The organism is Pontibacter sp. YIM B11418 (assembly GCF_059278805.1).
On record NZ_JCAEMH010000002.1, the window covers coordinates 228,572 to 243,282 of the forward strand.

Sequence of the window (14,711 nt, forward strand, 5' to 3'; positions counted from 1 at the left end):
GCCTTTACCCGTTATGTTTTTAAAGTTCTTCTCGAAATCCCGTTCCACTGATGACCTGGAGCTGGTGCGGCAATATCGCCGCACCGGTGACCTGGACGTGATCGGGAAACTTTTCGAGCGGCACACGGAGATGGTATACCTGATCTGCCTGCGCTACCTCGGGGAGGAAGAAGAAAGCAAAGATGCCACCATGCAGGTTTTTGAGCAACTGATCGTGGCCCTGAAGCGGCATGAGGTGAGCAACTTTAAATCTTGGCTGCACTCACTCACCAAAAACCACTGCCTGCAACTGCTGCGCACCAACCGCCTGAAAGAAAAAGTGACCCAGGCCCTGCCCCGCGAGCAGCACACCCTGCAGCAAGGCGAAACACAGCAGGCCGACCTCGACTGGCAAGCGCTCGAACACGGCCTCGTAAACCTCCCTGCCGAGCAACGCACCTGCATCGAGCTGTTTTACCTGCAGCAGAAAAGCTACCGAGAGATAGAAGAGATAACCGGCTGCGACCTTAAACAGGTGAAGAGTTACATACAGAACGGGCGCCGTAACCTTAAAATTTACATTGAAAAAAACCATGCGCAACGATAAAATACAAATAAGCGAATGGGGACTGGAGGAACACCCCTCCACTGAACTGCTGCGGCAATACGAGGAAGGTTCGTTGCCGCCGGCTACCAATTACGAACTCGAGAAGCACCTGCTCGACTGCGAGATGTGCGAGGATATACTGACGGGCATGTCGCTTGCTGACCGGGACCGGACAAGCAAGGCCCGCTACCGCATCTGGCAACGCGTGCGCACCCGCCTGCGTCGCAAACATCGCCCCAGAACAATCCTTAGCCTGGCAGACTGGCGTGTGGCAGTGGGTGTGCTGATGATGTTCAGTTCGCTGGGCCTTATCCTCTTTTACGCTTACACACTCACATCCGCTCAGGAAAAAGCAGCCATACATGCGGCCGAAATACTGCCCCCTAGTCCGGAAGAATTGCTGGCACGCACGATCGATGCTGCGCTGGTGCTTGAAATTCCAGCTCCGCCTGTCAGTAAAAGCAACCTTGAAAACGACGGTCAGAGACTCCCATCCGAATTTAGTCTGCAAGGGCAGGTGCTGGATGCAAACGGACAAGGTATAGCACACGCTACCATTCAGGTGCAGGGCAGTCCCTGGCAAACTATGAGCAAAGACAAGGGCTATTTCGAACTCTCGCTCACAGAAGGGAGCCATACCTTACTTGTCAGTAGCCCCGGCTTTGTTCCGCAGACTTTTAGTATAGAAAGTCCAGACAAAACACTGCAACTGCGCATGGAAAACAAGAGGTAGTTCCAAAAAAAAATGCGTAACAACGCATGTTCTATTGCTTTCTCCTGGCGTCAAAATCACACATGATCGGCTTTAGGATGTAACCCTAGGCGCCTAAATTCAGTACTTTCATCAAGATTTTAGGGTAAAAACACTTAATTTACACCCTGATGCCCTTTGCCAGAAGAATATAGACTCCAAGATTGCTTAGATTCATGTTCCTCTACCACCCCTGGCAGAGGTCTTGGCATACTATGGAAAATAAAACATCTGCGCTGCTAAACGGTGGCGAAAAAAACTACGATTCTGACTTCTGCGGAAGCATTCCGCTGCACCAGATTAATCTGATACAACCTCACGGCCTCCTGCTGGTTCTTGACAAATCGCTACATATCAGACAGGTAAGTGAAAACAGTGCTGACTTGCTTGGCCTTGCGCCCGATACGATTCTGGAGCAACCACTCTCTGCTTTCGTGCCCGAAAAAGAACTGGCAGACCTGCAGTTAAAGCTCAGCCGTGAACAGGAGTCTGAACTGGACCAGGTGGACATCCCCTTCTCGCTCACCTTTAGAACGGGAGAAAGCATCAAAGCCTTTACAGCTACTGTGCATCCGGAAGCAGAACAGATACTGATTGAAATGGAGCCGGCCCAGCGCGAAGAAGATGTATCTTTCCTGGCATTTTTCCAGCAGATCAAATACATCACATCCCGCATCAAGCAAGCCGACAGCACCGAGGCGATTGCGCAGATTGTAGCCGATGAGTTCAAAGTTTTTACTGGCTTTGACCGGGTGCTCGTCTACCGCTTTGACCCGCAATGGAACGGCACCGTGGTTGGCCAGGCCAAAACGGAGGACATGAGTGATTTGTTGGGACTTCGGTTTCCGGCCTCCGATGTGCCGAAGCAGGCGCGCGATCTTTACTTCAAAAATCCCTACCGTCTTATACCTGCGCGCGATTACGAACCGGTACGCCTCCACCCTATTCTCAACCCCATAACACGGCGTTTTACAGACCTGACCAATTGCAATCTGCGCAGTGTAGCCAGTGTGCACCTGGAGTACATGGGCAACATGGGCATTTCGGCCTCCATGTCCGTTCCGCTTATTATGGAAGGCAAATTGTGGGGCCTGATCTCCTGCCACCACAAAACCCCGAAATACCCTAGCTACCAGGAGCGCACTGCCATGGAACTACTCTCAACGATCGCGGCGGTTCGGCTGGGTGCCTACGAAAAAGAGCAGCACGCCATCATGCAGGCGCACATGCGCGGACAGCACGCCACCATGCTGGAGCAGCTATTCAACCAGGATTTTTTTGCCGAAGCACTCCTGCATGGTCAGCCAAACCTGGTGGATTTATTGTCACTGAGCGGTGCAGCCGTGCTCTATGAAGGCAATGTGCAGACAGTGGGAAAAACCCCTCCTGTTCAAAAAATAAAAGAGCTTGCTTCCTGGCTGCGCCGCAACGGCTCTGTCAGTACATACGTAACCAATTCGCTCCCACAGGCCTATCCAAACAGCAAAGACTACAAAGACGAGGCCAGTGGCTTGCTGGCGCTGTCCATTAACCCAGACCAGGGAGAATACATTATGTGTTTCCGGGGTGAAGTGCTGCAAACTGTTAACTGGAGCGGCAATCCTGATCAGGCCATCCGGATGGAACCGGACGGTAAAAACTATCATCCGCGCAACTCTTTTGCCCTCTACCAGCAAACGGTGCAGCTAACCTCCCTCCCCTGGAAACAGGAAGAGTTGGAAGCCGCCGAAGCGCTGCGCAGTGCCGTGCTTAGCAAGATCATCCGCGAGAAGTATTAAGAGAACGAATTACCTTTATTACGGCTAACACAGCATGTTGCAGCAAGCAGATAAAAAGCAGGGGCAAAAAGTAATCCCGAAGCCTGCCGATCATTACCTGGTAGGCATAGGCGCCTCTGCGGGAGGCCTGGAAGCGATTCACAAGCTCTTCGACCATTTTCCCGGTAACTCCAGCTTCTCTTTCGTGATCATACAGCACCTTTCGCCTGATCACAAAAGCCTGATGGCCGAGTTGTTGTCCAAGCATACCAGCATGCAGGTGCGCGAAGCGGAAGATAATACGTTTACAAGGCCCAATTGCGTATATGTACTGCCTAGTGGCAAGCAGCTGAGCCTGCAGAACGGACGATTGCGCCTGACCGAAAAGCCCCGCAATCGGGAGCCCAACTTTGCAGTAGACACCTTTTTTGAGTCGTTGGCCGTGGACCGCGGTCCATATGCCATTGGCGTGGTGTTATCGGGCACTGGTACAGATGGCAGCAAAGGAGTGCGTGCTATTAAAGAGGCAGGTGGATTGGTGGTGGTGCAGGACCCGGAAAGCGCAAAATTCGACGGTATGCCCCGCAGCGCCATCGACACGGGTAAAGTAGACTTTGTACTGCCGCCAGATCAGATTCCGCACGAGATTATGGAATACACGCGTCGCACCCCGCTCGTCAAGAATATCATCCAGAACAGTAAGCAACAGGAAAAGCCAATCGATGATGAGGCCGTGCTGAAAGAGATCCTGGACCTGGTGTGCAGCCACACCCAGGTTGACTTCACGCATTACAAAAAGCCCACGCTGAATCGCCGCATCCAGAAGCGGATGCAAACCCTCAAACTGAACAGTCTGCAGGAGTACCTGGACTACCTGCACGCTAATCCGGCTGAGATCAAGATCCTCTGCCAGGAATTCTTCATCAATGTGACCAGCTTCTTCCGCGACCCGGAGGCGTTTCGTCTGCTGGAAACAAAGGTGATTCCGGGTATTCTGAAATCAAAAGAAGAAGGCGAACAAATAAAGATATGGATAGCGGCCTGTAGCACAGGCGAGGAAGCCTATTCACTGGCCATCCTTTTCCAGGAGGCTTCCCATAAACTGGGTCGCCCCCTGGATGTCAAACTCTTTGCGACTGACGTAGACCAACAGGCCCTGCAGAAAGCTTCAAAAGGAGCATACCCTACTAGCACCATCCGGAAGCAGGTTTCTGAAGCGCGTCTGCAGCGTTTCTTTCAAAAGACGGGTAACAAATACGTTGTAAGTGATGAGATACGCAAGATGGTGATCTTTGCACAGCACGATTTGCAGAAGGATCCGCCTTTCAGCAAGATCGACCTGATCACCTGTCGCAACATGCTCATCTACCTCAACCCGAGCCTGCAGCATAAAGTACTCTCGCTGTTTCCTTATGCTCTGAACATGGGCGGCTACCTGATGCTCGGCCCCAGCGAGCACATCGGGGATATGCAGGAATACTTTGAGGAAGAAAATCGCAAATGGAATATTTTCCGAAAAGTGAAAGACCGCAGTAGCCTGCAACGCAGCTATGGCGTTACCGACTACCATACCAACAGCATGCAGCAAAGCCAGGCTAGCCAGTTTAAGACCACGCAGCTAAACCGCTATAATGAGGCATTTATGGATGCCCTGGCAGAGGACTTTAAAGTGACCGCTCTTTACGTGGACGCAAACTACCAACTGCTGCACGGCATTGGCGACATCAACCGCTTCCTCAAGTTTCCGGACAAGCGCCTGCACTTCAACCTCATCAAGATGGTGCCGGAGGAGTTGGCTGTGGTGCTGAGCGTGAGCATCCGCAAAGCCCTCAAAACCAAGCGCAGTGTGGTGGGTCGGCAGGTAGCGGTGAAGTTCGGCAAGAAAGAGCGCCTGATCCTCACCTCTGTGCGCCCGGTCACGCTCGAAAAAGGCCAGCCGCCGCTCATTCTGGTCTTGCTGCAGGAAATGGGCGAAGTGAGTCCGCAGCCGAGATTAAGTGAGACGCCACACCTCTCAGACGCCGACTATTACCAACAGCTGACGACGCTGGAATCTGATCTGCGCGAGACACGCGAAAGCCTGCAGATGACCGTGCAGGACCTTAGCACGGCCAATGAAGAACTGCAGTCGAGCAACGAAGAACTGATGTCGAGCAACGAGGAACTGCAAAGCTCGAACGAGGAAATGCAGTCGCTCAACGAAGAACTGCACACGGTTAACTCCGAGCATCAGCTCAAAATAAAGGAACTGCAGGAACTCAACGAAGACCTGGACAACTACTTCCGCAGCTCCAATGTGGGGCAAATCTTTGTAGACCACAGCCTGGAAGTCCGCAAGTACACCCCTTCGGTCGAGCAGATCATGAACATAATCGGGGGCGATATCGGGCGACCGGTATACCACCTGTCGCACAAACTTAAGTACGACCGCCTGTTTGACGATGTACGCCAGGTAAACAATACCTCTCAGGAGATAGAGCAGGAAGTAGAGACTGAAAATGGGCGCTATTACCTGATGCGCATCATCCCCTACCTGAAGCGGGACGGCAACAAAGACGGGGTTGTGATCAGCTTTGTGGATGTCACCACGCTTAAAACACTGAGCAGTGTGGTACAGGGTGTGCTCGACAGTTCGCTTAGCAGCATCATGGCCATGCAGGCCGTGCGCGACAACAAAGAGCAGATAAAGGATTTCAACTGGACCCTGCTCAACAAAAAGGCAGAGGAAATGCTAGGTGAGTCGAGCGCCAACCTGATGCATGGCAGTGTGACAGCGACCATACCTCATTTGCGTGACACCGGCTTATTCCGGAAGTTTTGCCAGGTAATGGAAACTGGCAAACCGCTGCACATTGAGCAGTTACTCATTTTAAATGAGCAGAAAGCCTGGTACGAGATTGCCGCCGTGAAAATGGGTACAGGTATAGCCGTTACCATGGCTAACATTAATGACAAAAAAAACAGCGAGGATCAGACACTGGAAGCCTACGAGGAACTCAAGAAGGCAGAAGAAAACTTAACCGTACTCAACAATCAGCTGGAACGCCTGGTACAGGATCGTACCCGTGAGCTGGCAGAAAGCGAAGAACGGTTCAGGCTGGTGGCTATGGCTACCAACGATGTGGTCTGGGACTGGAACCTGGCAACCAACGAGATCTGGTGGAGTGATGGTCTCTTTAAAATGCTGGGCTTCGACGAACAGGAGATGTCGGGTGGACTGGAAGGCTGGTTCTCAAAACTGCATCCCGATGACAGGAAGGAAGTGGAGCGAAGCGTGAATGATGCCATCAACAATGGCAGAAAGCAGTGGAACGCCGAATACCGCATACAGCACAAAGGGGGCAGTTATACCTATGTTTCAAACAGGGCCTACATTCTGTACAATGAGTACAGCATGCCCTACCGGATGATCGGCTCATTTATAGACCTTTCGGACCTGAAACTGGCACAGGAGGAACTGCAGCAAACTAACGAGCACCTGATGCGCGTGATCGACGACCTGGACACCTTCGTGTACACGGCCTCGCACGACCTGAAGTCGCCTATCGCTAACATAGAAGGACTGATGCTGGTGCTGGAAGAACAGATACAGGAAGCGGAACCACTACCAGGCGAGCCGACAGATCCGCTCTTTGTCATGATCAAAGACTCTATCAAACGTTTCAAAAATGTGATCCGCGACCTGACGGATATCGCTAAAGTGCAGCGCGACGTGGATGGCGAGTCAGAACCACTCCAGATCGAAGCAGTCTACAACACGATCTACGAAGGCTTGCGGGAAGAGGCAGCGCGTAAACAGGCGGTAATCGAAACTGACTTCTCGGAGGCACCTAATATCAGTTTCTCTAAAAAGAACCTGCACAGTATCCTGTACAATCTGATGAGCAACGCACTGAAGTACAGTTCTCCGGAACGCATACCGTATGTCAAGATCAAAAGCAGCTACAAAGGGAAAAAACTCGTGTTGAGCATAGAAGACAACGGACTCGGTATCAGTAAAGAAAGCCAGGGTAAGATGTTTACGCTCTTCAAACGCTTCCACTCCCACGTAGACGGCACTGGCATGGGGCTTTATATTGTAAAGCGCATCATGGACAACTCAGGCGGGCAGGTGCACGTCAAAAGCGAACCAAACAAAGGAACTACCTTCACCCTCACATTTCAGCAGTAAGAAGGCGGTCATCCATCAAATTTAAAACGAACTATGTATATAGCCATGAGCCAGTTTGAGGTTGCCAACGGAATGGCAGCCGATGTGAAGGAAGCATTTGTGAACCGACCGCACATGGTCGACCACGAAAGGGGCTTTCTGGGCATGAAGGTATTCACTCCGCAGGAAAACGAAAACGAGTTTTGGGTAATGACCACCTGGACCGACGAAATCAGTTACAGGGAATGGTACAAAGAGCACATGAAGGCCTCACACGAAGGTATACCGAAAGGCCTGAAGCTGGTGCCCGGCAGCCTGAAAGTACGTTTTTTTGACATGGTGAGTGACTAAATCAGTTTTTTATCGTAGGTAAGGCAAAGACTAAAAGCCCTTATCCCGATGACTTTTTCCTCTACAAGACCCGTTGACATTCTGTTCGACGCTGCCCGGCGCGGCGACCTCCCCCTCCTCAAACAACTGATTGACGAAGGCGTTGATGTAAACGAACAGGGTCCGCGTGGTTTCACGCCCCTGATCATTGCGACCTACAACAACCAGCCCGTGGCAGCCCGCATGCTGCTGGAAGCGGGTGCTGATGTAAACGCCCAAGACCTGGCGGGGAATACCGCCCTTATGGGCCAGTGCTTCAATGGCTATGAAGGTATAGCCGAGCTCCTGCTGGAATACGGCGCTGATCTTAACCTGCAGAACGGCAGTGGTGGCACTGCCCTGATGTTTGCCACCATGTACGGCCGTACCAACATGGTCAGGTTTATGCTCGAAAACGGTGCCAACCGGGAATTGCGCGACATTCGCGGCCTGACAGCACAGCAAATGGCTGCCCAGGTCGGCAACGAAGAAGCCCTCAAACTTTTCGAAGCTTCTACAGAAAGCACCACCTGATAAGTTTAACTTATTTTTCCCAAATTGCGGCGACATGTCGTACGCCCTTTCTATACCTGAATTGCCGGAGCTCCCCGTAAAGGAAGCCCTTCCCAGCCTGTTGCAGGCACTTGCTGCCACCAATCGTGCTGTGCTAGAAGCCCCTCCGGGAGCAGGTAAAACGACACTGGTACCACTGGCCTTATTACAAGCCGACTGGCTGCAGGGTGGTAAGGTATTAGTGCTCGAGCCCAGGCGACTGGCGACCCGTGCCGCTGCGCGGCGGATGGCCGACCTGATGCAGGAGCCACTAGGCCAGACCGTGGGCTACTGGGTGCGCATGGAGCATGTCGTATCCTCCCGCACCCGTGTAGAAGTAGTAACAGAAGGCATCCTCACCCGCATGCTGCAGGAGGACCCCGCCTTAGAAGGTGTTTCCGCTATCCTTTTCGATGAGTTCCATGAACGCAGTCTGCAGGCCGACCTTGGCCTAGCGCTGGCGTTGGACGCACAGGCCGTCCTGCGCCCCGACCTACGCATTGTGATCATGAGCGCCACGCTCGATGCAACAGGTATAGGCAAGTGGCTGCAGGCCCCCGTTATCCGGAGCGATGGCCGCCTCTACCCTGTCGAAACGCACTACCTGACCCCATCTGAAATTGCCGCAGCCGGAACACGGCCCGCTGAGCGTCTGCAGCAGCTTGTGCCCAAAGCCATTTTCAGAGCGCTGCGCGAAGAGCCTACCGGGGACGTGCTGGTCTTCCTGCCGGGTATGGGCGAGATGCGCCGGGTAGCAGAGCAACTGGAAAGCAGGCTGCCAGGAGATGTCGAGCTGCACCTTTTACACGGCGATCTGGCACTAAGCCGTCAGATGGCCGCCATCCAGCCCTCCCCTTCCGGCCAACGGAAAATTGTGCTGGCCACCAGCATTGCCGAGACCAGCTTAACCATAGAAGGCGTTAAAATTGTGGTGGACGGTGGCTATGCCCGAGTGCCGCGCTTTATGCCCCGCACCGGACTCACTACATTGGTTACCACACCAGTATCCAAAGCAGCCGCTGACCAGCGTCGCGGTCGAGCCGGACGATTGTGCCCCGGTGTCTGCTATCGGCTTTGGTCCAATGCAGATCAGTTGCAACTGCCCGTGCGGCAGGACCCTGAAATCTGTGAGGCTGACCTATCGGGTCTGGCACTGGAGCTGGCGTTGTGGGGCGTGAAAGACGTGACCACCCTGCAGTGGCTGGACGCACCGCCTGCTGCAGCCCTTTCCCTGGCACGTGACCTGCTTTTGCGCTTGGAAGCAATTGACAGTACAGGTCAGGCTACAGCCCACGGAAAGGCCATCGCCTCTATGGGACTCACGCCCCGCCTCGGGCACCTGGTGATCCGGGGGCACGAACTCGGACTAACCGAAACGGCCTGCACGTTGGCCGCACTGCTAGCTGAGCGCGATATTATCCGGGCGCAACAGCCGTTCAGTACGCCACTGCCTGATCTGGCGCTGCGACTTGAGCTACTGGCAGGCAAGCGCCCTCCTATACCCGGCTACGTGCGCGACGAGAACGCCATAAGGCGCGTGCAGGAACAGGCCCAGCACCTGCGGCAGCGACTTCGTGCCCCAAAAGGAACAATCGAAGTGCATGCGGCTGGCCTCCTCACCGCACTGGCCTACCCCGACCGGCTGGCACAGCGCGAGAGCACGGGAAGGATACGGCTGATCACAGGACAGATTGCCTCACTCCCCACGGAGCTATTCTCGGAAGCAGCATACTACGGCATTGCCCACCTCGATGCGGGGCAACACCCACGCATTCTGTTGGCTGCATCGCTTAGCAAAGACGAAGTGCTCGAATACTTCGACGCACAACTCATACAAACCGAGGAGGTTCGCTGGGATGATGCCGGCGGGCGTGTGCAGGCCCGACGCATTGTCAAGTTGGGCGCGCTGGTACTGGAAGAAAAACGGCTTACTCAACCCGATCCGGAGCAGCTGGCAGCCGCTCTCATGCAAGCCTTGCAGGACAAAGGTATAGCACGGCTCCCCTGGTCTGACGAAGCAGTTCGAACCCGCCAACGGATCACATTTTTACAACAGATTGCACCAGCTGAATGGCCGGATGTCTCAGACGAGGCGCTGGAAAAGACCATAGGAGAATGGCTCCTTCCGCACCTGGCAGGCCTGCGCAGTATGGAACAGGTCAGCCGGCTAGATCTAAATACGATATTGCTATCTATGCTAACCTGGGAACAGCAGCAGGAACTGGACAAGCTGGCTCCTACCCATCTGCAGGTACCCAGTGGCTCCCGCATTGCGCTGGACTATACCAACCCCGCTACCCCCGTACTCGCCGTACGCCTGCAGGAGGTTTTTGGACTGCTCGACACCCCCCGGATTGCGGCAGGTAAGGTACCGCTGCTCATGCACTTGTTATCTCCCGCTTCACGCCCCGTACAGGTCACCCGTGACCTGCGTAGTTTTTGGAATACAGGTTATTTTGAGGTCAGAAAAGACCTGCGCGGGCGCTACCCCAAGCATCATTGGCCAGAAGATCCGCTGAATGCCATACCTACCCGCAGCATAAAAAGGAAAGGTAGCTAAACTACACAAGCTTAATTCCTGAAACGGACGGGAACATTGAGAGTTCTGCTTTAAATAGAACATTATCAAGAACATGCAAACTAAAAGGTACTGAATAACAACCTTTTACACCGGCAATACCGTACAATTAATCAATATATGTTCTGCTTTACTAAAAGGCGAACATTGTATTATAACCAAGTTAAAACTATAAGACCATGAAAAAGATATTATATACAGGTTTCGGTATGCTGTTTGGCACTATGGCTTTAGTAGCCTGCGATAACACAGACAGAACTGGTACTACAGCCAGCGATACTGAAAAAGTAGTTGATCGGGACTCTGTTGCTACCGAGTACGAAGTAACAGAAACTGTTGTGGATTATGACACTACCACGAATACTAAAAAGGTGGATGTTGATGATAATAATGACGATAACAACCGGGACAACAACTAAAATTAAAATATTTTTTGGGTAAACGTAACCCGACCTGAAATACCGCCGTATAAAAGAACGGCTAAAAGTTGAAAAGTTAATTGTTACAGACTAATCTTTTCAATATAGAAGAGCTCCTTTCCGAAGGAGCTCTTCTTTTTTTGTCCAATTTATACCGACTCCTTATAGTACTCCCAATTTCTCAAATAGCTGTTTCGGCATATACAGTATAAGAGCTACCCTGAGATGTGCGTTTTCAATCAGATGGATGTTCTACATCAGCGCTATCTACGGGTAAGCCTGGCCTACTCATAAATGACAAATAAAAAATATTTTCAAAAGATGTGTAACCTCCGCAAAACTGCTACCGTATAAATGAATGGCTAAAAGTTGAAAAGTTAATTGTTATAAAAACTAATCTTTTCAATAGAGAACGGACTTCTGATAGAGGAGTCCGTTCTTATTTTGTACTTACCACACACAAAAAAGGGCGCCCGGCTATGGTCCGGGCGCCCTTTTTTGTGTGAAAGACTGCCTAATCAAAGCGCATTCTTTTTCAATTCTGCCTGAAACTTCTTCAGTTGTGGTTCAATCGCTTTCTTATCCCCCACTACCACCAGGGTCATGTTCTTTGGAGCCATGTACTTTTGGGTGGTTTGCTGCACCTGCTGCGGGGTGATCGCGTGAATATTCTGTACCTGGTTTTCCAGGAAAGAATCTGGCAAACCGTGCAGCTTCAGAAAGTTAAGCTGCGACACGATGCCCCAGGGGGAAGAATTACGCAGAACGAACAGGCCCGCTTCGTAGTTCTTTATACCCTCCAGTTCTTCCGGAGAAGGTGCTTCCGTACTTAAACGGTTTATTTCATGCAGTATCTCGCGAAGTGAGTTGCCTGTGTGCTCGGTGGTCACGTCGGCTACCTGTGCCCAGTCCCCGACCCGGTAGCGTGCGGCCAACGTGCTGTAAGGTGAGTAGGTATAGCCTTTGTCTTCGCGGATGTTGCGTGTGATGCGGGAACCAAAAGACCCACCCAGCAGGGAGTTTGTCACACGCAGCGCCATGTAATCGGGATGGGAAGGATCCACCACTGGCAGACCATAAACAATGGTCGACTGCGGGGCTCCGGGCCTATCGATGACGATCATCTCACTTTTAGTGACAGGCTTGGCAACGGTGATCTGAGGGGCTGCCCCTTTTCGCCAATCGCCTAGCTGACTGGTAAGCGCCTCCTTCATGGCACTCTGATCAAACTTGCCGGCTAGGTATACCGTGGTGCGGTCGGCACCGAACTGCTGCTCGTAAAACTGCTGCACTTGCTCCCGGGTAAAGCCATCAATCATTTTATCAGTCGGGAAATCACGGCCATAGGGGTGGTTCGGGTATAGGGCGCCCCTGAACTTCGATTGGGCGATGGCACCTGGTTGCTGACGAAGTAGATTGTTTTGGCGCTTGAAATCATTTTTTATACGCGCCATCTCAGACTCCGGAAAAGCCGGATTTTTGAGAAGATCAGCCATGATCTCAACTAACTGCGGACCAAACTCTGACAGTGCTGAACCGGAGATAAATGTCTCGTTAGGACCAACACTCACAGATACCGAGCCACCCAATCGGGCAACCTCCTGGGCAAGCTGCGTAGCATTACGTGTCGCGGTGCCTTCCTGCATCAGGTTGCCTACAATATCGGCCAGACCGTTTTCCTGGGCAGTTTCGTGTACGTTTCCTACCTGTACCACCATGCTGACTACCACCTTCGGCACATCGCCATAAGGTACCATAACAGCTGTCAGGCCATTATCCAGGTCAAATTCCTGTTTAGCGGGCAATTTAAAATCCTTTGGCTGGCCCCCTTCGGGTGGTGTTTGCTTTTGAGCCATCGCCATACCTGCCGAAAGGGTCAGGATAGCACTCAAGGCTATTGTGAAGATATTTCTATTCATGGCGCTTAGCTTTTTGCGAGTGGGTTAACAACAAGAACAGTGCGGTTGGTCGGACGCAGGTACTCCTCGATGGTCTTGCGGAGCAGCTCTGGTGTCACTTTCCGGAACTCTGACTCCAGGCGGTTGATACGTGCCGGATCATCGTCGAACAAGGCAAAGGTGGCCAGCAGATCGGCTTTGCCGAAACCTGAGGAGGCGCTTACCTGATCGTAAAGAGAAGAGCGCATCTTCACGATCGCCAGGTCAATCAACTCCTGGTCAATTCCTTCCTGCTGCAGTTTCTGTATCTCTGCGTCCAGCACTTTCACAATTTCATCGGCATTCACGTTCTGGTCATGTATCAAGCTGCCCATCCAAAGCATAGGCCCGTTGTAATTGAACATATTGCCTAAAAAGGCGTTGATGCCTCCGTCTACAGAAGCGGTATACCCCCGCTCCTGCACCAGTGCCTGGTACAGACGGCTGTCGTTGCCCTGCAACAGGATTTGATCAAGCAAACCCATGGCGTAGTACTCCGGAGAGTTGCGCTCGGGCATGTGGTAGGCAAAAGCCAGGGCCGGGCGGTTCGCCAGTTTGTCGTCTTTGGTAAAGCGCTGCTCTTTTTCCTGGCGCGGTTCAGTCAGGTCTACTGGCTCCGGCAACTTAACCGAAGGTATAGCACTGAAGTATTGCTGCACCCAGTTTTTGGCATCGCCCGTCTCGAAATCACCCACCACGACCAGTACGGCATTGTTTGGAGAGTAAAAAGTGTCGAAAAATGACTGCACATCTACCAGCGTGGCTGCATCGAGGTCTTTGAGATCGCCATAAAAGTTATGTGCGTTGTACCAGTTCTTGTTGGCATACTGCGGCATGTCTAGCCAGGGGAAGCCACCGTAGGGCTGGTTGAGCACGTTCACTTTCACCTCGTTTTTCACCACGCCCTGCTGGTTGGTCAGGTTTTCCTGTGTGATGTTAAGGCCCTTCATGCGGTCAGCCTCAGCCCAGAGCATAGTCTCCAATTTGTGGGCCGGTACGATCTCAAAGTAGTTGGTGAAGTCAAAACGGGTGGAGCCATTTAGGATGCCACCGTTTTTCTGAATGAGTTGAATAAACTCCATCTTGCCCAGGTTATCAGAGCCCTGGAACATCATGTGCTCAAACAGGTGAGCGAAGCCAGTGCGGTCTTTCGGCTCGTTTCGAAAGCCAATATTATAGTACACGGCGATGGTGGCGATCGGGGCTGTTTTGTCTTGGGACAGTACCACCTTCAAACCATTGTCCAGGGTATAGTAGTCCACTGGAATCTGATAGGCCGATTCGGTCGTTGTATTCTCCGTGGTTACGGGGGCACTCTCCGCGGTTGCCGTGGTGGTCTCGGGAGACTGGGTCGTGGTCCGCTGGCCGCAGGCACTCCAACTGAGCAGCAATGCCAGGGCGCCCCATCTCACATAGTTTTGAAAAGGTGTGTGATTCATCATGCGCTGATTTTAAGGTGGAAACTCGGGTAAGCCTTAATTCAGGAGATAGTACGTAAACAAACTAAAATATATTCTAAAAAATATGTTAAAGTTTAAAATAAGCCTTATGCTATATAAAAAGAAAGCCTGTACATAAATCTCTTATGCACAGGCTTTGTATTGTCGCTAAG

The 14,711-nt window shown here is 52.2% G+C and carries 10 protein-coding genes; 8 read left to right on the top strand and 2 right to left on the bottom strand.

Features of this window, described 5'->3' with window-relative positions; genetic code table 11:
- The first annotated feature begins 13 nt into the window (after window positions 1-13).
- The 8 genes from AC4QZR_RS05405 (at window position 14) to AC4QZR_RS05440 (ending at window position 11,162) form a co-directional block, all read left to right on the top strand.
- Entirely contained in the window at window positions 14-586 is a 573-nt protein-coding gene (locus tag AC4QZR_RS05405; protein WP_494479979.1) for an RNA polymerase sigma factor, read from the top strand.
- Entirely contained in the window at window positions 573-1,319 is a 747-nt protein-coding gene (locus tag AC4QZR_RS05410) for a carboxypeptidase regulatory-like domain-containing protein (RefSeq protein WP_494479980.1), read from the top strand. The genes AC4QZR_RS05405 and AC4QZR_RS05410 overlap by 14 nt, the downstream gene beginning before the upstream one ends.
- A 233-nt stretch (window positions 1,320-1,552) precedes the next feature.
- Window positions 1,553-3,115 carry a GAF domain-containing protein gene (locus tag AC4QZR_RS05415; protein ID WP_494479981.1) on the top strand — a complete coding sequence of 521 codons (1,563 nt, stop codon included), beginning with the start codon at window positions 1,553-1,555 and terminating at the stop codon, window positions 3,113-3,115.
- A gap of 34 nt (window positions 3,116-3,149) precedes the next feature.
- Window positions 3,150-7,265: a chemotaxis protein CheB gene (locus tag AC4QZR_RS05420; RefSeq protein ID WP_494479982.1), complete on the top strand. Its 4,116-nt coding sequence runs from the start codon at window positions 3,150-3,152 to the stop codon at window positions 7,263-7,265.
- Between the two features lie 33 nt (window positions 7,266-7,298).
- The gene (locus AC4QZR_RS05425; protein WP_494479983.1) at window positions 7,299-7,595 is read left to right on the top strand and encodes an antibiotic biosynthesis monooxygenase family protein; all 297 of its coding nucleotides are present in this window, start codon (window positions 7,299-7,301) and stop codon (window positions 7,593-7,595) included.
- 48 nt (window positions 7,596-7,643) lie between these two features.
- Complete coding sequence (locus AC4QZR_RS05430) at window positions 7,644-8,147, top strand: ankyrin repeat domain-containing protein (protein ID WP_494479984.1); 504 nt, start codon at window positions 7,644-7,646, stop codon at window positions 8,145-8,147.
- 34 nt (window positions 8,148-8,181) lie between these two features.
- On the top strand, window positions 8,182-10,725 hold the full coding sequence (gene hrpB / locus AC4QZR_RS05435; RefSeq protein ID WP_494479985.1) for an ATP-dependent helicase HrpB: 2,544 nt from the start codon (window positions 8,182-8,184) through the stop codon (window positions 10,723-10,725).
- 197 nt (window positions 10,726-10,922) lie between these two features.
- The gene (locus AC4QZR_RS05440; RefSeq protein WP_253404442.1) at window positions 10,923-11,162 is read left to right on the top strand and encodes a hypothetical protein; all 240 of its coding nucleotides are present in this window, start codon (window positions 10,923-10,925) and stop codon (window positions 11,160-11,162) included.
- Window positions 11,163-11,680: 518 nt separating this feature from the next.
- On the opposite strand, the gene AC4QZR_RS05445 is transcribed toward AC4QZR_RS05440, so the two are convergent.
- On the bottom strand, window positions 11,681-13,081 hold the full coding sequence (locus AC4QZR_RS05445) for a M16 family metallopeptidase (RefSeq protein WP_494479986.1): 1,401 nt from the start codon (window positions 13,079-13,081) through the stop codon (window positions 11,681-11,683).
- 5 nt (window positions 13,082-13,086) lie between these two features.
- Window positions 13,087-14,541, bottom strand: coding sequence for a M16 family metallopeptidase (locus tag AC4QZR_RS05450; protein ID WP_494479987.1), 1,455 nt, complete (start codon window positions 14,539-14,541; stop codon window positions 13,087-13,089).
- Between the last annotated feature and the right edge of the window lie 170 nt (window positions 14,542-14,711).

Bases quoted from the DNA above. Each gene is read 5' to 3' on its own strand.
- AC4QZR_RS05420 (WP_494479982.1), top strand. From the start codon at position 3,150: ATGTTGCAGCAAGCAGATAAAAAGCAGGGGCAAAAAGTAATCCCGAAG.
- AC4QZR_RS05450 (WP_494479987.1), bottom strand. From the start codon at position 14,541: ATGATGAATCACACACCTTTTCAAAACTATGTGAGATGGGGCGCCCTG.
- AC4QZR_RS05410 (WP_494479980.1), top strand. From the start codon at position 573: ATGCGCAACGATAAAATACAAATAAGCGAATGGGGACTGGAGGAACAC.
- AC4QZR_RS05415 (WP_494479981.1), top strand. From the start codon at position 1,553: ATGGAAAATAAAACATCTGCGCTGCTAAACGGTGGCGAAAAAAACTAC.
- AC4QZR_RS05440 (WP_253404442.1), top strand. From the start codon at position 10,923: ATGAAAAAGATATTATATACAGGTTTCGGTATGCTGTTTGGCACTATG.
- AC4QZR_RS05405 (WP_494479979.1), top strand. From the start codon at position 14: ATGTTTTTAAAGTTCTTCTCGAAATCCCGTTCCACTGATGACCTGGAG.
- hrpB (WP_494479985.1), top strand. From the start codon at position 8,182: ATGTCGTACGCCCTTTCTATACCTGAATTGCCGGAGCTCCCCGTAAAG.
- AC4QZR_RS05430 (WP_494479984.1), top strand. From the start codon at position 7,644: ATGACTTTTTCCTCTACAAGACCCGTTGACATTCTGTTCGACGCTGCC.
- AC4QZR_RS05445 (WP_494479986.1), bottom strand. From the start codon at position 13,081: ATGAATAGAAATATCTTCACAATAGCCTTGAGTGCTATCCTGACCCTT.
- AC4QZR_RS05425 (WP_494479983.1), top strand. From the start codon at position 7,299: ATGTATATAGCCATGAGCCAGTTTGAGGTTGCCAACGGAATGGCAGCC.